A 22,570-nucleotide genomic window follows, 5' to 3' on the forward strand; every position below is an offset into this window, starting at 1 on the left:
AGCGCCGCCACAGCATCCGGGCGAATCCGGACACCGCGGCGGCGCAAATGAAGCAGAGATTGGGGTAGCTGGCTAGTCCGCGAGCTTCTCCACCTGGTCGAGCATCTTGTCGAGCTTGGCCTTCGCCTCGGCTTTTACCTTTTGGGCCTCTTCGTGGGCTTTGGCCTTCTGAGCGGCCTTTTCCTCGGCTTCGGGGTCGACGACAACCAAGTTGGACGCATCGTGTTCGACCAGCTTGAGCGCATGTTCGGGACAAACCTTGACACAGGCACCGCAGCCCAAGCAATACGTGGACTCCAACGCGAAGCGGCCGCTTCCCACCAAATCGCAGGCGAACGTGGGGCATACATTGACGCACTCGCCACACGATGTGCACTTGTCAAAATCGCACTCAGGCGTACTCACCTGCATGTTCTGGGCAAGCTCGGGATGGTTCTGCAGTGTCGAAAGCACCAGCTGCCGCCCATGCGTGAGCGAACGGCGACGCTTTGCCGTCGTGGTGCCGCACATGGTGTTGAGCGTGCGCTCCAGCTGGGTAATCTGATGGCGATGGGCCTTCAACTTCTGCGTCACCGAGGCCAGCGCCGCCGTCGCCGGGTTGAGCTTGGTCACCGTCAGACCCGTCGTGCGGGCAATCTTTTCCATGTACTCCTTGCGCTCGTACTCGCGAAGCTTATGGCACTTGAGGCTCTTGGGGTCGATCTCCAGGCCCATACCCGTGCCAGACCACTCCTCAGCCTTCGCAATCGCCTCGCCCAGGATATCCTCGCCGCCGGTGTTGCGGCATTTATCGCACACGCCCAGGGGCAGGTACACACTCACGTTGGGATAGTCCGCCAGTACCGAGAACCAGGTCTCGGCCGTAATATCGCCCACGCAGGCAACGACGACCTCGTTCTCGCGCGGCATGCGCTTGAGGGCGCGTGTGCAGGTGACGTAGGCGGTCTCGTGGCTCGTTGCTGCCGAGACAATGTCGTCATACAGGTTTTTGGGCGCCAGGCGCGGCGAGATGATCGCCTCGGTCGGACAGGCAGCGGCGCACAGGCCGCACTTGCGGCAGGAGTCGAGAATCTCAATAGAGTCTTCCTCGACCTCGATAGCGTTGACCGGGCACACATCCATGCACGCGGAGCAGCCACTCTTTTCGTTTTTGCAGGTCAGGCACGGAATGGTGTTGCCGCGCGGACGCTCCTTGTAGTCGGCGGGATTCCACTGCGGCGCCGACGGATCAAGCGCATCGGTCACACCGCCAAGCGGGTTTTTAAGAAAGTCGAAACCCTTGCTGATCTCGATAATGTCATCAAACAGATCGTGTTCCTGCGCCATGCGCGGCCCCTCCCTGAGCAGTGCAAACAAGCAAGAGATAATGATACGCCATCGGCCCACGCCTCGGGCAAATTACATGCGGCGCATCATTGAGACAAATAGCCTATGGCCTATCGCCGCCTCGATTGCACAAGGTCAATCAAGCGCCAAGCTATGCCTCGCACATGAGCTGCACGAGCTTTTGTTTGGTCACCTTGGCCTGTTCGTTAGCCATATTGCGCTCGTTCTTAAAAGTTGCGTCCGCAACGCTCAGCAGGTCATCATCGGAAATCTCACCAAGGCCCAGCTCCTCGAGTGTCGTCGGCAGACCCACGCGCTGGCAAAACTCGAGCACCTGATCAAGCTCGGGCGCGCACTCCAAACGAAGCTGCACCACCAGGCCAAATGCCACGGCCTCACCATGCATGGCCTTGCACTCGGGCAGAATCGTCAGGCCGTTGGCGATGGCATGGGCAAGCGCTAGGCCACCGCTCTCAAAGCCAACACCCGAGAGCAGAATATTGCACTCGATCAGGCGCTCAACCGCCGGCGATATACGACCCTTTTTAAGATCGCGCTTGGCAGCGACGCCGCACTCCATGAGTGTGTCATAGCAGGCACGAGCCGCGACCAAGGCCAAGTGTCCCGACGCGCCACCGTGCTCGTTGGTACCGTGCGCCGCGGCGCACGAACGCGCCTCGAAGTACGTTGCCAGCGCGTCGCCCATACCAGCGACCGTCATACGCAGCGGAGCCGCCGCGACCACGCCGGTATCGACCACAACCAAATCTGGATTCTTTTCGAGCATCAGATAGCGGTCGAACGACCCATCCTCGTGATACAGCACCGAAATCGCGCTGCACGGACCGTCCATCGAAGCCGCCGTGGGGCATACGCACAACGGCAACTCGGCATAAAACGCAACGGCCTTGGCGATATCGAGCATCTTGCCGCCGCCAATACCCACCACCATGTCGCAATACTCAGCCTGGGCTTCCTTAGCCATTTCGACAACGGCCTCTTCCGTACACGGACCGTCATAAATCTTAAAGAACGGCTCGCTTAGATCTTCGTCCAGAAATCCATCGACGATCTGCCTGCACAGCCGATCCTCGGTGCCCTGGTCAAACAAGACATAGGCAGCGCAGCCCAACCATGACAAATATCTGCCCTGACGCGAAAGTTCGCCCGGCCCCTGAACATACCGGCCGGGACCGCCATAAACCATAGGAAGCGCCATACGAGAATCCGCCCTTCATCAAACAACGATTGGTGCAAAGCCACCTGTCCCCTTGTGGCAACTTGGCGCATTGAGGACAGGTTAGATTGCACCATAGAAAAAGGGTCCCGCGCACAGAGCGCGAGACCCTTATCAGAACAATGTGTGCCGATTAGAACGTGACCGGGGTGTCGGTGTAGACGCACTCGAGCAGCTGCTCCATCTCCTCCTGAGACGGCTGGCGCGGGTTGGAGCCCGTGCAGGCGTCGAGGATGGCGTTGGCGGCAACGTCGTGCTTCTTAGCCTCGAACTCATCGTAATCGATGATGGACTCGTCGGCCTTCACGCCCTTGGCACCGTAGTTCTTGATGCCCTGCGGGATGTCGAGCTTGTCGTTGAGGTCGCGAATCTCCTGGACCAGAGCCTCGACCAGCTCGTCCTCGGTCTCGCCGGCGAGGTGCAGGATCTCCTTGGCGATGAAGGCGTAGCGGCTCTTGGCGCGAGCGTCCTTGGCGTTGAACTGGATGACCTTGCCCAGGTACATGGCGTTGGCGCAACCGTGGATGATGTGGTCGCCCTCAAAGGCGGCACCGGTCTTGTGAGCCATGGAGTGGACAATGCCCAGCAGACCCGAGGAGAAGGCGATGCCGGCGATGCACTGGGCGTCGTGCATGTGCTGGCGGGCCTCATGATCGCCCTGATAGGACTTGGGCAGCCACTCGACGATCTCGCGGATAGCATGCAGGGCGTTGGCGTCGGTGTACATGGAACCAGCGGTGGAGACGTAGGCCTCGATGGCGTGAGTCAGAGCGTCCATACCGGTGTGAGCGCACAGCTTGGCGGGCATGGTGTAGGTGAGCTCGGGGTCGACGATGGCGACATCAGGGGTGATGTTGAAGTCGGCCAGCGGGTACTTGATGCCCTTGGCGTAGTCGGTGATGACGGAGAACGCGGTTACCTCGGTAGCGGTGCCGGAGGTAGAGGAGATGGCGCAGAAGTGAGCCTTCTGACGGAGCTCCGGGAAGGAGAACGGGACGACCGCCTCCTCGAAGGTCTCCTCGGGATACTCGTAGAACAGCCACATAGCCTTAGCGGCATCGATGGGCGAGCCACCGCCAATGGCGATAATCCAGTCGGGCTGGAACTCGGTCATGGCCTCGGCGCCCTTCATGACCGTCTCGACGGACGGATCGGACTCGACGCCCTCGAACAGCTTGACCTCGAAACCGGCCTCCTTGAGGTCGGCCTCGACGTCCTGCAAAAAACCGCCGCGGCGCATGGAGCCGCCGCCGGTCACGATGATGGCCTTGCTGCCCTTGAGGTTCTTCACCTCGTGGCGAGCGCCCTCACCAAAGTACAGATCGCGAGGATTGGTAAAACGTCCCATACTGTGCCTCCTAAACAAGCCCCTCTTAGACTTGCGTATATAACGGAGCACCCGATTGGCTCCGTTAGGACCGTTTTGCGCGTTGCCGGCGATGACAATGCGCGATGTCTAAACGTCTCAACGCTCAGACAAATATTATTTTACCGTTCTGGTTGGTCAGTTATTTACCGAAAGTCGACAATGATGAAACGTTTTTTCTATCCCTGAAGACCCTTATGCGGCATTCATACTCCCAAGCTGGGCAAACGTTTTATCAAGGTTGACCACATATCCAGGGCAGGACTGTGCCCCTCCAAAAGACACACCGTTCGCCGCCAAAAATCGACCGTTTGCGGCACCGTGATACCACTCGGTCGTCCAAGATGCCGACATTTGTGCGACATCCGTCTTCGTGGTGCAAAGGTGCATGTCCAAGTGCGGCACTCCCAATGTGCCTCATGCGGGTAAACTAGAACCTTATATAGAGACATTTGAACCCTAACCGCAGCAAAGGAGGCCCCATGGCATTCGATCCCATTCAAGAAGATTGCCATCGCCTCGTTCTTGAGGCCTTGCGCCGCGACAATATCCCGCTCACCGACGGCCCTGCCGTAGAGCGTCTGATGGAACAATTCACCCGCAACCCCGCGCCGCTCATCGTGCACGACCGCGACCGCGCCGGACATCTGATTGCCAAGGTAGTCGAGGCTGTCGACTACCGCATTCCCTTTATCCCTGACGATACCCAGGCAGAGCAAGAAGAGACCGCTGCCGAAAACATGCTTCGCGAGGCAGCCGCACTCGACCCGACCAACTGGGACGCTCAGCGCATGTTGACCGCCCTCACCGCTAACTCCAACGAGGAGTACGTACAGTACTTGGTATCCAAGCGCGATGAAGTCGAGCACGACCTGGCACTCAAGATCGCCTCGGCGCAGGACCCCTACGAGCGCGAGGCCGCAGGCGACCTTACACGCCGCCCCTACCTGCGCTGGCTTGCCGCCCTTGCGTCGCGCGCCCTCATTAGCGGCCGTTACCGCATGTCGCTCGAAACCGCAAACCGCAGCCTGGACTTTGCCCCCAACGATCCGGCCGGTGTCCGCCACACTGCGATGCTCGCCATGGCAAAACTCGAATACCCCGCCGAGGAGCTCAAACGCTTTCGCTCTGCCCACTCCGTCCCCTATCTCGCCAACACGCCGCTGCGCCGTCGTCCCAAGGACGCGGAGCGCGACTTAGACCCGTGGACGCTCATCGCGCTGATGAGCGCTGCCTGGCGCGAGCTGGACTACGAGGGCGCCGAGCACTACTTGCGCATCCTTGCGCGCTCGTGCCCGCACGCAGCCGAGGCGCTTTACTTTCAAACCGAGTTTCCCGATGGCGTCTATGCCCGCGTCAACGTGGGCGTGGGCTCCACCGACGAGCTTGTCCTTGCGCTGTCCGAAGCGACGCCGGTACTGCAGGAGGGCTTGGGCGCCCCCGACAACGCCAGCTTTGCCGCCTGGGTCGCCACCAACGATATCGTGCGTTCCCAGATCGACGAGCGCATCCTACGGGCGGCCGAGCAGGGCTTGCCGTTTAAGGGAGGAGACCTCTAATGGATCCGAGCGTCTACATCCCCGCCTACCTGGAGCGCGCCTACGTTGCGTCGCACCCCGAACTCACCGATGCAGCACGCGATCTTGTCCATAACGACGTGAGCGTCAACCCTCATAAGTATGCGCAGACCGAGCATGCCCAGGCACTGCTTTCCTATGCCGGTGTTCACCGCCACCTGCTCGACGAGCTCCATCGTATCGAGGATATGGGCAGCGATGAGGAATTTGAGCAGACGCGCAACCGCCTGTTCGACGATATGCGCGATGAGCTGCTCAAGATCGTCCGCGTCGATGCGTATGTCTTCGATGCCCAGCTGCTTGCCATCATTTTGGCGGACACGCCCGTCGACGCCTGCCTGGGCGACCTGATGAAGCTCGAGGCGACCACAGCCGATTACCTACGGCAAAGCGTGCCCGGATTCGACATGGAGGCCCCGCACTACTGGGCCAACAAGGTGCTGGCAGACGGCGTGACGGCGGCCGATCTCACCGTGAGCGAGCCGGCGCTTATCGGGTGGCTCCACACGCTCGAGGCCATCTCGCAGCTGTGCATGGCGAGCGCTCGCTACCGTGCTGCCGTCAACTATTCTCGCCGTGTTCTTAAGGCGGAAGGCTATCCCACCCGAGCTGCCGGCACCGTGCTACTCGCCCTCGCTCGTCTGGAAGACGAGGACGGCTTTTTTGCCCTGGCCCACCAGCTCGAGGAGCAGATGGGGGCCGATGCCCTCGAGAACTCCCCCTGGTACCTACTCGCCCGCACGATCCTGCTGTTCAAAACAAACAAGATGCGCCCGGCGACACGCGCCCTGCGTGAGTTTGCCAACCGCTGCGAGGGCGGCGCGTTCTTTTTGCTGAACCCCATGTATCAGACGCCGTACCTTCCCTGCCGGCCCGAGCCGCACGACCCCTGGGACCTTTCGCACCAGGCAGTTTGGGAGGCCGACGGTATCATCTCGGATACTCCCGACTTTGCCCCCTGGGCCAACGCTTGCGAAGACGTATCGCAGCTTGCCCAGGAATTTGCGCGCCGTTATGGCTTTTAACGGCACGATCGCCACGACCATGTCATTCACGTTAGGAACGGCTCCATGAACTTCCGCTCATCTCTCGCCTGCACCTCGAGCGATATCGCCCGCTGGGGGCTGCGCTCCATCCTTAAGCGCCAGGGCGGCGTACTCCCCGGCCGCATCGCCATGAAGATCAACCCCGAGCTGCTAAGCGACCTCGCGAGCCTTGTCGACCGCAGCGTGGTGGTCACCGGCACCAACGGTAAGACCACCACCTCCAACCTCATCGCCGACGCCGTTGCCGCCAGCGGCGCCACCGTGGTATGCAACCGCGCCGGCAACAACATGGAGCCGGGCGTGGTGGGTGCCCTGCTCGAGGGCCGCAGCGATCTTAAGCGTGCCGCCAGCAGCAAGCGCGTAGGCGTCTTTGAGTGCGACGAGCTCTACACGGTGCGCGTCTTGCCCAAGCTCAAGCCAACGTACTTTGTGCTGCTCAACCTGTTCCGCGACCAGCTGGACCGCTACGGCGAGATCGACCACACCCAGGACGTCATAGCCCACGCGTTGGAGCTTTCGCCGGCAACGACGCTCATCTATAACGCCGACGACCCGCTCTGCGCCTCGATCGCCGCACGCGTCCCCAATATGAGCATCGCCTTTGGCATCGACGGCGCCACGGGCACCGAGTCCGATCGCATTAGCGACTCGCGTTTTTGCTCGCAATGCAACGCGCCGCTGGAGTACGACTATGTGCAGTACGGCCAGCTCGGCGCCTATCATTGTCCTTCGTGCGGTTGGAGTCGCCCCGCGCTGGTCCGTCGCGTGACAGGCGTTGAGCTCGGCTGCGACGGCTACGGCTTTGACCTGACCTTTGGACCCGAGGCAAAAGCGCCCGCAACGCACATCGCCACGCGCTACAACGGCCTGTACATGGTCTACAACGTTGCCGCCGCCTTCTTTGCGGCGCGCGAGTTGGGCGTGGACGCAGCGCATCTGCAGCCCACGCTCGATGCCTACGTCCCCGCCGGCGGACGCATGGGCCGCTGGGAGATTGCCGGCCGTACCGTCGAGGCAAACCTGGCCAAAAATCCCGTAGGCTTCGATCGCCAGATCCAGTCCATTAAAACGGCAGGCGGCAGGCTATGCGCCTTCTTCCTGAATGACAACGACGCCGACGGCCACGATGTCTCGTGGATCTACGACGTCGACTTCGAGCGCATCGCCGATACCCCAGGGCTTGTCGCCTTTGCCGGGGGTACGCGCGCGCACGACATGCAGGTGCGCCTGAAGTACGCCGGCATCGACGCCGCCATCATCTCGAATATCGAGCAGGCGATCGGCGCCGTGGCAGATGAGGCAGCCGATGACACCTTCTACGCCGTCGCCAATTACACGGCATTCCCGCCGCTGGTCAAAGAGCTCGACGGACTTAAAGACGCCGATGCGAGCTCGGTTGCCTCCTGCGCCGTAACACGCACCGATGGCAGCGCCGTCCCCACCGACATTGCGCCGGTCGAGCTTCCGCGCCCGCTGCGCATCGTCTATCTGTATCCCGATGCCCTCAACCTCTATGGCGACGGCGGCAACGTCATCGCCCTCGAGCGCCGCTGCGCCTGGCGCGGCATTCCCGCGCGCGTGGAGGAGGTCCGCATGGGCAAGACGCTCGATCTTACCGACGCCGACATCGTCATGATGGGCGGCGGTGCCGACCGCGATCAGTTGGCTGTGGCACACGAGCTGCTCGCTCAAAAGGACAAGGTTGCGACATATGTTGAGGACGGCGGCTCGTTGCTCGCTATCTGCGGCAGCTATCAGCTGCTCGGTCGTTCGTACTATATGGGCGAGAATCGCATCGAGGGTCTAGGTGTCATCGCCTCCGAGACCGTGCGCGGCTCCGACCGCCTGATAGGCAACGTCGCCGTCAAGACCGACCTGGCACCCGAGCCCTTTGTGGGGTTCGAGAACCACGGCGGCCGCACCCTGCTCGATGCAGAGGCCACGCCGCTTGGAACGTCTGTCGTCACGGGCACCGGCAACAACGGCGACGATGGCTTTGAGGGCCTCATCTACAAGGGCGTCATCGGCACGTACCTACACGGACCGGCACTGCCCAAGAACCCCGAGCTCGCCGACTGGCTCATCGCCCATGCCCTTGAGCGCCGTGGCGATGCACAGGCCGCCGCCCTGCTGCCGCTCAAGCCCCTCGACGACACCTACGAGCACGCCGCCCACGACGCTGCCATGAAGCTCCTCCCCTAACGCCCCGCCACCACAAAGGGACAGGCATCTTTGTGGTGGTTTTTCAGTTTGCCAACGATATGTGAACGAATAAAAAAGTCTGCTATACTCTTTCCCGCTGTCCCCATCGTCTAGCGGCCAAGGACGCCACCCTTTCAAGGTGGATATCGCGGGTTCGAATCCCGCTGGGGGCACCATTTGAAACGAGAAGCCCGTTACCCCCGCGGTGACGGGCTTTTTGCTACTCATGTGCCGGGATTCGAACCCGACAGGGTGCGGAGCTGAGGAAACGCGAAGCGTTTTCCAGCGCAGCACGCAAGGAGCGAAGCGACGCAGCGAAGGCGGGCGGCGCCAGCCGCACGCGGATATCCCGCTGGGGGCACCATTTGAAACGAGAGGCCCGTTACCCCCGCGGTGACGGGCTTTTTTCTACCCCAACGCCGGGATTCGAACCCGACAGGGTGCGGACCCCGGAAAATCGGCGGCAAAACGGACTCCAAAGCGTCCTTCGAAATCAAAAAGCCGGGGCCCGCGCGATGCGGACCCCGGCTTAATACCGTGACGATATGTTGGCTATGCCCTACACGTAGAACAGAATGTCGTCGTAGGTCGGGACCGGCCAGTAGTCGGCGGCCACAATCTCCTCCATGGCATCCACGGAGGCACGCAGCGTATCCATAGCGGGAACGACCTCGTGTGCATACACATTGGCCTGCTCCTGGCCATCGAGAGCCTCGGCCTTCTGATGCACGGCGTCGAGCGCCTTGATGGAGTCGTTGATGGCGGTGATACCGTTGCAGAGCTTGTTGAGCGTGTTCTGCTCGCACTGCATGGCGGCCTCAGCACCGGCGGCACGAATTGTCTCAAGGCCCTTAGCGACCTTGGTGGCATAGGCGGTAATGACCGGACGATAGGTACGACGTGCCTCGCGAATCATCGTGGTAGCCTCGATGTTCATGAGCTTGTTGTACTTCTCGAGCTTGCAGTCGTAGCGGCACTGAGCCTCGGCCTTGGTCAGAACGCCCGTCTCCTCAAAGAGCGCGATAGCCTTATCGGAAACAAAGGCGGGAAGAGCGTCGGCCGTGGTCTTGTTGTTGGCAAGGCCGCGCTTCTCGGCCTCGATGGGCCACTCGTCGGAGTAACCGTCGCCGGAGAACAGGATGCGCTGGTGATCGGTCAGCACCTTCTTACAGTACTCGAGCGCGGCGTCCTGGAACTTATCCTCGGGCGTACCCTCGAGTGCGTCGGCGAAGGACTTGAGCGACTTGGCCACGGCGGCATCGAGCACCAGGTTGGAGTCGGAGACGTTCTGCTCGGAGCCGCAGGCACGGAACTCGAACTTGTTGCCGGTGAAGGCGAACGGAGAGGTGCGGTTGCGGTCGGTGTTGTCCTGCATCAGCTTGGGCAGGGTATCGGCGCCCAGGTCGAGCACGCCGCGCGTGGCATGGACGGAAGCCTTGCCATCGATGATCTTCTCGACGACCTCGGTAAGCTGGTCGCCCAGGAAGATGGACATAATCGCCGGAGGAGCCTCGTTGGCGCCCAGACGATGGTCGTTGCCGGCCGAGGCAACGGAGGCACGCAGGAGCTCCTGGTAGTTATCGACGGCCTCGATCACCGCGGTGAGGAAGACGATGAACTGCAGGTTGTCGAGCGGGGTGTCGCCCGGATCGAGCAGATTCTCGGACTCGGTGCCAAGCGACCAGTTATTGTGCTTGCCCGAACCGTTGATGCCCTCGAAGGGCTTCTCGTGCAGCAGGCAGACCAAATCGTGGCGGGAGGCGATGAGCTTCATCTTCTCCATCATGACCAGATTCTGGTCGATGGCCTCGTTGACCTCGCCATAGACGGGGGCGAGCTCATGCTGGCAGGGAGCGACCTCGTTGTGTTTGGTCTTGGCGGGAATGCCAAGCGCCCACAGCTCATCGTCCAGGTCCTTCATATAGGCCGAGACGGTGGGGCGGATAGCGCCAAAGTAGTGCTCCTCGAGCTCCTGGCCCTTGCAGGGAGCAGCACCAAAGAGGGTGCGGCCGGTGATGACCAGGTCCCTGCGCTTGCGGTAAGCGTCCTTCTTGATCAGGAAGTACTCCTGCTCATCGCCCACGGAAGGAACGACCTTCTTGGGGGTCTTACCAAACAGCGCCAAAACGCGCTTGGCCTCACGCGAGAGCGCGGTCATGGAGCGCAGCAGCGGGGTCTTCTTGTCCAGGGCCTCGCCCGTGTAGGAGCAGAAAGCCGTGGGGATGCACAGGACATCGTCCTTGATAAAGGCGGGGCTGGTGGGATCCCAAGCGGTATAGCCGCGGGCCTCGAAGGTGGCACGCAGGCCGCCGTTGGGGAAGCTGGAGGCGTCCGGCTCGCCCTGGATGAGGTTCTTTCCCGTAAACTTGGTAATAGCGGTGCCGTCGTGGTTGGGTTCGAGGAAGCTGTCGTGCTTCTCGGAAGTAATGCCCGAAAGCGGCTGGAACCAGTGCGCGTAGTGCGTCGCGCCCTTGGAGATGGCCCAGACCTTCATGGCATGGGCAACGGCGTTGGCCACATCCAGGTCGAGCGGCTCACCGTCCTCGAGGGTTGCAGCAAGGCGCTTCCAAATGTCCTTGGGGAGGTAGTCCTTCATGACTTCCTCAGAGAACACCATGGTCCCGAAGCGGTCAGTAAGTTCGGCCATACGGAACTCCCTTCGTATCGGCACCGCGTGAGAAGCGGTGTTGATTACTAACGAACGAGTCATAGCTTAGACTCGCCGTGTTTCCGCGACATTACCGTTATGTTGCCGTCGCGAAACTAATCAATGAGGTTACCGCATCGCGGCAATGTTGCCACCCTCAACAGCCAATCAACTGTATAAATTGCAGACCTCTCCACATGGTTTACGGGTAGTCTTTTTGGGACGGGGCTTTTTTAGCTGCCCTATTTAAATATGGTCTCAAGCTTTGGAGGCGCCGGATTGGGTAGCTAAAAAAGCCCCGTCCCAAAAAGACTACCCTGCGTACCTGGTTGATGGGGTAAAAAAGCTCCAAATTAGCTACGCTGTTATAGGGAATGCCGATAGCGAAACATCTTCGATTGATATTTCCAAATAGCGAGTAAAACTCCACCGTAGCGCAGCGGTGCTGTAGAATCCATACAACACATCACGCTAATGTATCTAAAGGAGCACGACATGCGCGTCGACGAGGTTTTTAAGCAGGCAGCATCCCAGGGCACCACGCCCGTTTCGTTTGAGATGTTCCCGCCCAAGGGCGAGCTTACCCTCGACACGGCTCGCGAGGTGGCTGGCAATCTGTGCAAGCTTTCGCCGAGCTTTGTCTCGGTCACCTGCTCGGCCGGCGGCTCGGGCAACGGCTCCGCCACCGCCCCCATCGCGCATATGATTACGGGCGAATTCGATACGCCCTCGGTGGCGCACCTCACCTGCGTTGGCCGCACGCATGCCGATATCGCCGCCAAGATCGACGAATACCGCTCCGCCGGCGTAGAAAATGTGCTGGCCCTGCGTGGCGATCTTCCCGCCGGCGCGAGCGAGAATGACAAGCCCGCCTCGGACTACGCCTACGCCCGCGACCTCATCCCCGAGCTTGTCGACGCCGGCTTTTGCGTGGGCGCCGCAGCCTACCCCGAAGGCCACATTGCCTGTGAGAATCTCAACCTCTCGGTCGAATATCTCAAGCAAAAGCAGGACGCCGGCGCGAGCTTCTTTGTGACCCAGCTCTTTTTTGATAACGAGTGCTTCTACCGTTTTCGCGAGCTTGCCGACAAGGCCGGTATCACTGTGCCCATTACCGCAGGCATCATGCCGTTTATGGGCAAGTCGCAGATCAGCCGCATGGTCTTTATGTGCGGCGCGTCGCTGCCCTCCCCCGTCATCAAGATTCTCGCCAAGTACGAGAATGACCCCGAGAGCCTGCAGGCAGCCGGTGTAGATTATGCAGCCCGCCAGCTTTGCGACCTTAAGGATCACGGCGCCGACGGCCTGCACTTGTACACTATGAATCGTCCTGCGATCGCCGCAACTATTATGGAGCGCCTGGGGTAATGGAAAAACCGCACATCGATACAGCTTTTGGTGAAGTGCCGGCCGACCTTGCGTCGCCGGCGCTCTACCGTATCGATGATGCCCACCATCCCCGCGTCGATCGTGCCGAGATGCTGCGGTATCTGGGTTACGGCGGCCAGCAGATTGAGCCCGAGCTGTCGCAGCGTATTGAGCTTGTCGTTGAACGTTTGGAACTGGACATTGAGCCCCGTGGCGTGCGCCGCGTATTTGCCGTCGATGCCATGGGCGTGGACGAGCAGGGAGAGCCCAGCATCCGTCTGGTTGGAACCAACGTTGAGCTGCGCGGTCGCGATATCTATCGACATCTCAAAGACGCCCACTTCGCCGCGCTCATGGCATGCACCCTCGGCATGGACGCCGAGCGTCGTCTGCGCACCACGGGAGCCCAGCAGCCCCTAGAGGGAGCCGTGCTCGATGCCGCGTGCTCCGCCTATGTGGAAGCTGCCGTCGAGCAGATGGACCAGCAGGTCAAGGCTGCGGCCGCCGCACACGGACTCGCCGGTAACTGGCGCTTCAGTCCCGGCTACGGCGACTGCCCGCTTACGGCTCAGCGTTCAATCGTGGCCGCACTCAACGCCACGCGGCTCATCGGGCTTACCGTCACACCTACCAGCCTGCTCATGCCCACCAAGAGCGTGACCGCGGTGATCGGCCTGTTTGACGGCGAGGTCCACGACGCCCAGAGTCGCCCCACCTGCAATATCTGCCGCATGCGCGAGCACTGCCGCTTCCGCGCCGCCCACACCACCTGCTATTCCAGCCATTAGGAGCCCCCGATGTTTACTCCGCTTATCACTCATGATCTGGACGGCGCCGCTCTGGCGGCGCCCGTTGATGCTGCCCGCCGCAAGGGCGCCACGTACAAGACGCGCACGATCGACGACCTTTACATTAAGGACGATCGCCTGCGCGCCGCCATCGAGGGCACGGGGCACCTGCTGTTCGACGGCGGCATGGGCACCATGCTGCAGGCGGCCGGCATGAAGGCCGGCGCCCTGCCCGAGCTGCTCAACTTTGAGGAGCCCCAGGTCATTACCGATATTCAGCGTCAGTATGTCGAGGCCGGCTGCGATGTGATCACCGCCAACACCTTTGGCGCCAACGCCCACAAGCTCGACGGTGCCGCCACCGTGGCAGATGTCTTTGCCGCCGCTGTCGCCTGCGCCCGCGCGGCCGGTGCCCGCTACGTCGCCGGCGACATCGGCCCCATCGGTGCGCTGCTTCGCCCCTTGGGTACCCTCAGCTTCGACGAGGCCTATGACCTCTTTGCCGAGGAAGTGCGCGCTGGCGTCGAGGCGGGTGTGGACCTCTTTATTATCGAGACCATGACCGACCTTGCCGAGATCAAGGCGGCGGTCCTTGCCTGCCGCGAGAACTCCGACCTGCCTGTCTTTGCCACCATGACCTTTGAGGAAGACGGTCGCACCTTCCTGGGCACGAGTCCCGAGGTTGCCGCTATCACGCTCGACGCCATCGGCGCCGACGTCCTGGGCATCAACTGCAGCCAGGGGCCGGCCGAGCTCCGAGGGCTCGCCGCACGTATGCTTACCGTTACCGACAAGCCCGTTATGGTGCAGGCCAATGCAGGACTCCCCCACGTGGACGACGACGGTAACACCGTCTTTGACATCCAGGCCCCCGAATACGCCAAGGCCGTCGCCGGCATGATCGCCGACGGCGTGAGCGTCGTGGGCGGTTGCTGCGGAACCACGCCGGCGCACATGGCAGCGCTGCGCACGCTTATCGACAGCCACACGCCCAGCCCGCGCCACCGCAAGCCCAGCATGTCGGTCACGAGCGCCCAGACCGTGGTTGACCTTCCCTGTGACGGCCACAAGATCGCCGTCATCGGCGAGCGCATCAACCCCACCGGAAAAAAGCGCCTGCAGCAGGCCCTGCGCGACGGCGACCTGGACTACGTCGTAAGCCAGGGCATCAGCCAGCAGGAGCAAGGCGCCGACATCCTGGACGTCAACGTGGGCCTGCCCGAGATCGACGAGGTCAAGATCATCCAACAGGCCACCGAGCAGCTCCAGGGTTCCACGCTGCTGCCGTTGCAGATTGACTCCACCGACCCCGCAGCCGTCGAGGCCGCCGTGCGCCGCTACGCCGGCAAGCCCATCATCAACTCGGTCAATGGCAAGCAGCAGATCATGGATGAGATCTTTCCGCTTGTCGCCCACTACGGCGCCAACGTCGTCGGCCTCACGCTCGACGAAGGCGGCATTCCCGATACCGCCGAGGCTCGCTTCGCCATCGCCGAGCGCATCGTGGCCGAGGCCGCCCGCTACGGCATCGGACCGGACCGCATCCTCATCGACTGTCTGGTCATGACCGCCTCGACCAATCAACGCCAAGCCGAGCAGATTCTGCGCGCCATGTCCCTGTGTAAGGAGCGTCTGGGCGTCAAATGCGCGCTCGGCGTGTCGAACATCAGCTTTGGTCTGCCCGCCCGCCCGCTGCTGGGCTCGGTCTTTTTGGCTGCCGCTTTTGGCGCGGGTCTGGACGCCCCCATCATGAACCCGGGCTCCAAGCGCTTTATGGATACCGTCTACAGCTATCGCGTCTTGAGCGTTGAGGACGAGGGCTCAACCGGATACATCGAGCGCTACGCCGGCTGGACCGATCCGTACAAGATCGCCGCGAACCCGGCGGCGGCTCAGACAGTATCGACCGACACTGTGCCCGCCGCTGGCACCGCCGGCAACGACGACCCGATTCGTCGCATGGTCGTCTCGGGCCGCAAAGGCGAGATTGCGGCCGAGACCGAGCGTCTGCTGGCAGACCACGACGCCATGGACCTCATCAACAACCACTTTATCCCCGCCCTCGACGAGGTTGGCGTTCTCTTTGACCAGGGAAAGTTCTTCTTGCCGCAGCTCATGGCCTCGGCCGAGGCCGCGCGCGTGGGTTTTGACACCATCAAGCGCCTGATGCCCGCCGGCGAGATTGCCGACAAGGGCAAAATCTGCGTGGCCACCGTCAAAGGCGACATCCACGACATCGGTAAGAACATCGTCAAGATGCTGCTCGATAACTACGGCTATACCGTCTTTGACCTAGGCCGCGACGTCGACCCGCAGGAGGTGCTCAAGACCGTACGGGAGCGCGACATCAAGCTCGTCGGCCTCTCGGCGCTTATGACCACCACGGTCGTCGCTATGGAGGAGACCATCAAGTTGCTTCATGCCGAGGTGCCGGGCGTCAAGATCATCGTAGGCGGCGCCGTACTCACCCCCGAATACGCCAAGCAGATCGGCGCGGACTACTACGCCAAGGACGCCGCCGAAAGCGCTCGTATCGCCGAAGAGGTCTTTGGGCAGTAACACAACGGAAACAACCGAGCACCAAAACGTGCCGCATGCGCCACTTGGCACGTGCGGCACGTTAGAATAGACAAGGCTATGCTCGTTTTGGCAGATAGGAGTGCAAGGATGGCGATCACGCCCGCAGAAATCGCGGAAACCCGCGGCATGGTTGAGGAGCAGAACCTCGACATCAGGACCATCACCATGGGTGTTTCGCTCATGGGTTGCGGCGACGAGAACCTCGACCGCATGTGCACGAAGATCTACGACCACGTGACGCACACGGCTGAGCATCTGGTCGAGACCGCCGAGAACCTCGAGCGCGAGTACGGTATCCCCATTGTCAACAAGCGCGTTTCCGTCACCCCGGTGGCGCAGATCGCCGCATGCTGCAAGGATGAGGACCTCACCCCCATCGCGCATGCCCTCGACCGCGCGGCCGAGACGCTCGGCATCGATTACCTGGGCGGCTTCTCCGCACTCGTCCAGAAGGGCATCGGCGACGCCGACCGCCGCGTCATCCAGTCCATCCCCCAGGCGCTCGCTACCACCAGCCGCGTCTGCTCCAGCGTCAACGTCGCCAGCCTGCGCGCCGGCATCAACATGGACGCCGTGCTCATGGCGGCTCAGACCATCATCGATGCCGCCAAGCTTACGGCAGATGAGGATTCCGTCGGTGCTTCCAAGTTTGTCTGCTTTGCCAACATGGTCGAGGACTCCCCGTTTATGGCGGGTGCCGTTCACGGCGGTGGCGAGGCCGACGCCGTCATCAACGTAGGCGTCTCGGGCCCCGGCGTTATGGCCGCAGCCCTGGAGAAGCTGCCCGATTCCGCATCGATGATGGAAGTCGCCGAAAAGATTAAGCAGACCGCCTTTAAGATCACCCGTGCCGGCGAGCTCATGAGTCGCGAGGCTGCCCGTCGCCTAGGTGTCGAGAAGGGCATTGTCGACCTGTCGCTAGCGCCTACGCCTGCCGTCGGCGACTCCGTCGCGCGCATCCTCGAGATCATCGGCGTGGGCACCTGCGGTGGCCCCGGCACGACCTGCGCGCTCGCCATGCTCAACGATGCCGTCAAGAAAGGCGGCGTCATGGCCAGCTCCAGCGTGGGCGGCCTCTCGGGCGCCTTTATCCCCGTGTCCGAGGACGCCGGCATGATCGCCGCCGTCGAGGCCGGCGCGCTTTCGCTCGAGAAGCTCGAGGCCATGACCTGCGTGTGCTCCGTTGGCCTGGACATGATCGCCATTCCCGGCGACACCCCGGTCGAGACTATCGCCGGCATTATCGCCGACGAGATGGCCATCGGCGTCATCAACAATAAGACCACGGCCGTGCGCGTGATCCCCGCCATCGGCAAGGGCGTGGGCGACTGCGTCGAGTATGGCGGCCTGTTTGGCCGTGCGCCCATCATGCCGGTGAACCCCAACGCCGGCACCGTGCTTGCCCACCGCGGCGGACGCTTCCCGGCACCGCTGAACTCGCTCAAGAACTAGCAGGGAGTTACAGGGCGAGGAGCCCCGGTGAGGGCAAATATATAAGGTCGCCTGCTCGGACAGTCCTGACTCGCACGGAGAGCACATTAAGTGCTCTCCGGCTCGTGCGGACCTCGCGATCGACCTTATATATTTGCCCTCACCGGGGCTCCCGCACAACGGGACCTCAGTTGGGTTCTATCCCGGTTGCAGTTGCTTCGCTCCTGCACCACTTGGCTGGTGCGGCGGCTTGGCGTTGGAACGGTTCTTTTTCTGATATATGCTTGTTGCGGCTCTTCTTTTGGGAGGGGCCGCTTTTTTGTTGTAAGGGGGATGGCCCGTGGCTGATGGTGTAATTCAATCTGAGCTTCTTTCTGCGGATTGGAATGGCGAATGGATGCGCTTGCAGGCTGCTCGGCGGCGGGCTGATGATTCTTTTGAGTGGGATAAAAGGGCCCGGCATTTTCGTCCACTGGAGACTGCCCCCTACGCCCGAGATTTTATAAAGCTGCTGGCGCTTGAGCCCGGCGAGTCGTTGCTCGATATGGGGTGTGGGGCCGGGTCGATTGCTATTCCGCTTGCTCAGGCTGGACATCCCGTGATTGCTGCTGATTTTTCCCCTGCTATGTTGGGCACGCTTGATGCTGGCATTGAGTATTATGGGCTCGAGGATCGCATTACACCGCTTGAGCTTGCTTGGGATGATGACTGGGATTTGGTTGGACCGGTCGCGAAAGCGGTAGATGTTGCCTTTGCGAGTCGCTCGGTTACTACGAACGACCTAAAAGGCGCGCTTGCCAAGCTCGACCGTACGGCTCGGCGGCGTTGTGCTGTCACGATGGTCGCCAACTCCAGCCCACGCTATGACCTGCACGTGATGAATGCCATCGGCGCCTCGGTTACCCGTAGCAATGGTTTTGTGTACGCCTTTAACATCCTTATTCAGATGGGTGCACTACCGCAGGTCACGTATTTTGAATCGCCCCGTCGTGACACCTTCGATAGCCTCGAGGCCGCCGTGGCAGACCTCTCCCGTATGCTCGAGCATGGCAACGAGGATAAGATCGATCGTCTGCGCGACTATATCGCCCAACATATGATCGAGAACCCCCATGCCGGCGAGCCGGGATCCAAGGGCGTGCCGCAGGGACGTTACATGCTCGACCACATCCGCAAGGTCCGATGGGCGTTCATTGCCTGGGAGCCGGTCTCTGCGCCCCGACCGTAGCCCATCTAAAGTATGCATCGTCTACCCGCCCGGCATCCGCATTCTTTGCGAACTGGCAAACGCGCTCCACACCGCGCCGTTCCTGCGCTATCGTGGGACAGCTCACGTAGATTAAGGCCCCATCGCGGGGCGCCCCATACATAGAAAGCGAGATCCCATGGCACTGACAGGAGCCCAGGTCAAGCAGCTTCGCAGCATGGCCCATCACCTCAACCCCGCCATCATCATCGGTAAGTCCGATGTCAACGAGGGTACCGTCGAGCAGACGGCCGCCTACCTGGAAAAGCACGAGCTCGTTAAGTGCTCCGTGCTGGACGGCTCCAGCCTTTCTGCCCGCGAGGCCGCCGAGGAACTCGCCGAGCGCTGCCACGCCGACGTCGTTCAGGTTATCGGCCGCAAGTTCTCGCTGTATCGAGAGTCCTCGCGCAAGGATATCGAGAAGATCAAGCTTGTCTAAGGGCCGATCGGTTCACACAGAGCAAGCCTGCGGGCGTCCGAATGATGCGGGCGCCCGTTTTTTATCGTTCAATGAACGGTCGGTTGACCCTGCTTTCGACCAGACGCTCGTAGAGACGCTTGGTCTCGGGCTCGGGAACGCCTGCGACCTGTTCCTTAAGATGATGGATATGCCCGCTATAGAGCTCGACGATATCGCGGCGTCTCCCCGCCGCTCCGTACACGCGCATGGCGCATCGCACCATGTCCTCGCGTGCGGTCTCCTGACGTAGCCCCGCTTCTACCAGCCAGATTGCCGACTGCAGGTCGTTTTCTTCCAAGGCAGCGCTTGCTCCCACAATCATGCAGTCGATAAACTTCGACTGCATGATGCGGCGCATGCGCAAAAAGTACGTCGGATTGCAACCGTTGGGGATATACAGCGGTCCGGTATAGAGCTGTTCGATCTTAAGACACAGCTCGACCAGGTGAGGCCCACGCACTCTTGTGCGATTACCCAAAATCTCGCGGCTTATCTGCTCAAATAGCTTCACATCGGTCTTAACGTAATCCCTGTTGAGGCCAAGGCAGTCGTTTTGAATCAGGACGCACGACTTGCCATCTGGCGTGGGTCCCAAAGCGGATCGCAAGCGTGACACAGTCGAATACAAGTTGTTACGGGCGCTACTGTACTCGGCATGTGGCCACAGTTCCATAGCCAAGGTCTCGCGATCGACAAACGAATCGATACCCAACGCAAGCCGCTCGGCAAGCGTTGCCGCTTTCTTACGACGCCACATCTTGTCTGTGATGGGAAATCCGTCGCGCTCGGCACGAAACGCGCCAAACATGCGAATCTCGATATGATCGATAGCGTCGACGGGTTCGACCTCGCCGACCTGGAACAGCCGCTCGCTCTCTCCCTCCAAATCGTCGCGCAGCGAATATCGCGATAGCTCACGCACCGGGAGCTTCTTTCGAATCTTGGCAGCAGGCTCGCCCAAGCAATGCATCGCAAGGCGTGCAAACAGCCGATACGCTGGCTCCAGAATCCCAGAACGATTCATAGACATCCAGGCGGCAAGATCGCTGTCACGGCCCGCAGACGCCAAATGCAGCGCTACGACCCAAGCCTCCGCGCCGCCGACTTGTGTCCGACTTAGGTCGAGCAGCTCTGCCTCTTCTCGTACCGACACCATCGACGTATTGCGAAGGCTTGATGCACGCTCCAACAGCAACGCGTTGTCGCGCATGTATGCGATCGACTCGTCAGCAAGCTTGAGTACCTGGACCGCGCGGAACTTCGCGTTGACCGGGCGCCCCTCGGCGAGCGCCTGCCAGCCTTCAAGTAGCAGGCCAAACAGCTGGATTTGATTGTCACGCACGCGCACGGCAAAGCGATCGAGCTCATTAAACGCCGTATCGTCAGTCATTGGCAGGCCTGCAAGCAGACGCCGTGCCGCCAGCACCATACGCACCCAGACAGCCGGTGCCTTAAGCCCACGAGCATCGAGTGCCTCCCGTGTTCGAGACATCTCGTCGTCACGCTCATCGATTCCCATAAAGGACCCATCGAAGAGCTCCACCAACATCCGATCTGCCCGTATGAGAATCTCTGCAATATCGAGTTCGCAATCATATACCTTGTTCGCCTTGAGTCCCGAAAGTGCTGCGCCGTCTTTCGCCTGTTCGGTCAGCCGGCTCTTAACCTCGATATGCGCCGACAGCATATCGAGCGCAGCACAAGATGCCTCATTTTTTGGAAGAGCAGGATTGGCTGGAAGCCCAAGCTCGCAATCTCCATAACAGACGACCGTAAGCACCTGGGCGACTTTCCAAGAAACCAAATCAATCTCGCGGACCGACTGTGCGCTCGCATGTTCGACAATCGAGGCCATATACCGGGCCAGTTTAGTATTCGAAACGCTTACCGCCGCCAAATAGACACCAAGTGCCTCGGTGGGCGTCGGCTCCAACGCGGGATTGTCGGCATCCGTCGTCCTCAGTACCGCGCGACAGACATCCCCTCCATGCCCAGTCAGAGCCAAATCGACACCATACTGTCCAGCAAGCTCAAGGACGGCATCGCGATCCAAAAAGGCATCTGCCAAATCCATCGCAGCATCGCATCGGCCCGCCTTGAGCAGAATGCGTGCCGCGCGCATAACGAGCTCTGGACGAATTTCCGCAACCATTTTTCGTAATCTCAGGCGCGCGTTATCCTCGGTGCCCATACACGTAAAGCTTCGATCGACCGGATCGACACCAAAAATCGGATAATCACGAACAAGATAGGACTGATCGATCATGGAAAGCCTGACACCGCATGCCTCAAGTTCCGCAATCTTGCCCTCGCCCATCAGGGCCATCACGCACGCCACGTTAAATAGGGCGCCGTTATCGATTGATGCCATATCGGCAAGTGCCGCACCGTATACGTTGACAATCTCGTTTTCGAGCAAGCTGGCAACGTCGCCCTCTCCGTACAGCCCCGTCTGCATAGCCGAAACCAACTCGGGAACACCCTGTGTGAGCTGGTAAAAATCGAGCGACGTGCTAATCGAGAACGCCGATGCCCAAGCCGAATACTCATAGGCATGCACCTTGAGCATCTGCGCATTGATCTTGACCGAGTCACCCAGCCCGCGAATCAACTGGCGATTTGAGGGACGGCAGGTGACAAAGACCCCGATCCCCATAGTGCGCAGGCCTCGAATTCGATCGATAAGCTCCTCGGTATCTTGCTGATCGAGGTTGGGGACGTTATCGATCGCAATCAACGATCGTGGTTTGTCCTCAAGTTCATCTGTGACCACTTCGAGCTGTATAAACACCTCGCGGGCAATCGCGCGGTCAGCCTCGATGATTCGTACCAGACCGCGCGTCGGGTCGCTTTTGACTTCCTGAGTGTACTGAAGCAATATCGATGTTTTCCCAAACCCATCTGGTGCATAGAGCAACACAATGCCCGCCTTGCGGCCCTTGACAATCAACTCGCTCATCAGGCGATCACGTCGGACCATATAACCTGTGCCCAACGGCGCCAATTCGAGATCGTCCGTATCGTTCAGCCCGTTCATCATGCTCGCTCCTTACCTCGACCACATGGACACCGTAATCGCAAGACAGCCCAAGCCATCCCGTAAATCGAACGACGCAGAGTTTTAGGTTGTCTTTCGGTTCGCATTTGGCAAGTTTTTGTTCAGCGAGCGCCGATTGAAACTTCTCCCCCAACCAACCGGTCTTTGCGCAGGTCAATGCGCTTGCCAGCATGTCCCACTCATTTGGCAGTGTAACGCAATGGGGCTTGTAATATTTTGTTGCGCAACTCGCCTACGC

The 22,570-nt window shown here is 60.8% G+C and carries 15 protein-coding genes and 1 tRNA gene; 10 read left to right on the plus strand and 6 right to left on the minus strand.

Going from position 1 to position 22,570, the window contains the following annotated elements; all coding sequences use genetic code 11:
- Nucleotides 1-72: 72 nt before the first annotated feature.
- The 3 genes from ACTQV4_RS08485 to ACTQV4_RS08495 all read right to left on the minus strand — a co-directional run bounded on the left by ACTQV4_RS08485 (nt 73) and on the right by ACTQV4_RS08495 (nt 3,911).
- Nucleotides 73-1,326 carry a 4Fe-4S binding protein gene (locus ACTQV4_RS08485; protein WP_441569638.1) on the minus strand — a complete coding sequence of 418 codons (1,254 nt, stop codon included), beginning with the start codon at nt 1,324-1,326 and terminating at the stop codon, nt 73-75.
- 151 nt (nt 1,327-1,477) lie between these two features.
- The gene (locus tag ACTQV4_RS08490) at nt 1,478-2,545 is read right to left on the minus strand and encodes a glycerol dehydrogenase (protein ID WP_441541335.1); all 1,068 of its coding nucleotides are present in this window, start codon (nt 2,543-2,545) and stop codon (nt 1,478-1,480) included.
- A gap of 151 nt (nt 2,546-2,696) precedes the next feature.
- Nucleotides 2,697-3,911 (minus strand): iron-containing alcohol dehydrogenase, encoded by a 1,215-nt coding sequence (locus ACTQV4_RS08495; RefSeq protein ID WP_117794788.1) that lies wholly within the window; start codon nt 3,909-3,911, stop codon nt 2,697-2,699.
- 500 nt (nt 3,912-4,411) lie between these two features.
- On the opposite strand from ACTQV4_RS08495, the gene ACTQV4_RS08500 reads away from it, so the two are divergent.
- The 4 genes from ACTQV4_RS08500 to ACTQV4_RS08515 all read left to right on the plus strand — a co-directional run bounded on the left by ACTQV4_RS08500 (nt 4,412) and on the right by ACTQV4_RS08515 (nt 8,930).
- Nucleotides 4,412-5,488, plus strand: a complete 1,077-nt coding sequence (locus ACTQV4_RS08500) for a hypothetical protein (protein ID WP_441032443.1) — start codon at nt 4,412-4,414, stop codon at nt 5,486-5,488.
- Complete coding sequence (locus ACTQV4_RS08505; protein ID WP_427794487.1) at nt 5,488-6,531, plus strand: hypothetical protein; 1,044 nt, start codon at nt 5,488-5,490, stop codon at nt 6,529-6,531. Before ACTQV4_RS08500 ends, ACTQV4_RS08505 begins: the two co-directional genes overlap by 1 nt.
- A gap of 45 nt (nt 6,532-6,576) precedes the next feature.
- Nucleotides 6,577-8,754 carry a MurT ligase domain-containing protein gene (locus ACTQV4_RS08510; protein WP_441032437.1) on the plus strand — a complete coding sequence of 726 codons (2,178 nt, stop codon included), beginning with the start codon at nt 6,577-6,579 and terminating at the stop codon, nt 8,752-8,754.
- Between the two features lie 99 nt (nt 8,755-8,853).
- Nucleotides 8,854-8,930 (plus strand) — tRNA-Glu (locus ACTQV4_RS08515).
- Nucleotides 8,931-9,313: 383 nt separating this feature from the next.
- Here ACTQV4_RS08515 and ACTQV4_RS08520 read toward each other — a convergent pair.
- Nucleotides 9,314-11,401, minus strand: a complete 2,088-nt coding sequence (locus ACTQV4_RS08520; protein ID WP_441032435.1) for a glutamine synthetase III family protein — start codon at nt 11,399-11,401, stop codon at nt 9,314-9,316.
- A gap of 474 nt (nt 11,402-11,875) precedes the next feature.
- On the opposite strand from ACTQV4_RS08520, the gene ACTQV4_RS08525 reads away from it, so the two are divergent.
- From ACTQV4_RS08525 to ACTQV4_RS08540, 4 genes are all read left to right on the plus strand, one after another.
- Nucleotides 11,876-12,769 carry a methylenetetrahydrofolate reductase gene (locus ACTQV4_RS08525; protein ID WP_441569639.1) on the plus strand — a complete coding sequence of 298 codons (894 nt, stop codon included), beginning with the start codon at nt 11,876-11,878 and terminating at the stop codon, nt 12,767-12,769.
- Nucleotides 12,769-13,557, plus strand: a complete 789-nt coding sequence (locus ACTQV4_RS08530) for a hypothetical protein (RefSeq protein WP_441032429.1) — start codon at nt 12,769-12,771, stop codon at nt 13,555-13,557. The genes ACTQV4_RS08525 and ACTQV4_RS08530 overlap by 1 nt, the downstream gene beginning before the upstream one ends.
- A gap of 9 nt (nt 13,558-13,566) precedes the next feature.
- Nucleotides 13,567-16,116 carry a homocysteine S-methyltransferase family protein gene (locus tag ACTQV4_RS08535; RefSeq protein ID WP_441569640.1) on the plus strand — a complete coding sequence of 850 codons (2,550 nt, stop codon included), beginning with the start codon at nt 13,567-13,569 and terminating at the stop codon, nt 16,114-16,116.
- A gap of 108 nt (nt 16,117-16,224) precedes the next feature.
- The gene (locus ACTQV4_RS08540) at nt 16,225-17,589 is read left to right on the plus strand and encodes a PFL family protein (RefSeq protein WP_427719427.1); all 1,365 of its coding nucleotides are present in this window, start codon (nt 16,225-16,227) and stop codon (nt 17,587-17,589) included.
- Between the two features lie 166 nt (nt 17,590-17,755).
- Here the strand turns inward: ACTQV4_RS08540 and ACTQV4_RS08545 are convergent, their stop codons facing one another.
- Complete coding sequence (locus tag ACTQV4_RS08545) at nt 17,756-18,163, minus strand: hypothetical protein (protein WP_441569646.1); 408 nt, start codon at nt 18,161-18,163, stop codon at nt 17,756-17,758.
- On the opposite strand from ACTQV4_RS08545, the gene ACTQV4_RS08550 reads away from it, so the two are divergent.
- Together ACTQV4_RS08550 and ACTQV4_RS08555 are read left to right on the plus strand one after the other, a co-directional pair.
- Entirely contained in the window at nt 18,113-18,796 is a 684-nt protein-coding gene (locus ACTQV4_RS08550) for a hypothetical protein (RefSeq protein WP_441569645.1), read from the plus strand. The genes ACTQV4_RS08545 and ACTQV4_RS08550 overlap by 51 nt on opposite strands.
- A 157-nt stretch (nt 18,797-18,953) precedes the next feature.
- Nucleotides 18,954-19,253, plus strand: coding sequence for a YhbY family RNA-binding protein (locus ACTQV4_RS08555; RefSeq protein WP_427795027.1), 300 nt, complete (start codon nt 18,954-18,956; stop codon nt 19,251-19,253).
- A gap of 61 nt (nt 19,254-19,314) precedes the next feature.
- Here the strand turns inward: ACTQV4_RS08555 and ACTQV4_RS08560 are convergent, their stop codons facing one another.
- A complete protein-coding gene (locus tag ACTQV4_RS08560; protein ID WP_441569641.1) occupies nt 19,315-22,254 on the minus strand; it encodes an AfsR/SARP family transcriptional regulator in 2,940 nt (979 codons plus the stop codon).
- Nucleotides 22,255-22,570 lie beyond the last annotated feature (316 nt).

The sequence above is a fragment of the Collinsella sp. LCP19S3_B11 genome, assembly GCF_052121915.1.
Lineage (GTDB): Bacteria > Actinomycetota > Coriobacteriia > Coriobacteriales > Coriobacteriaceae > Collinsella.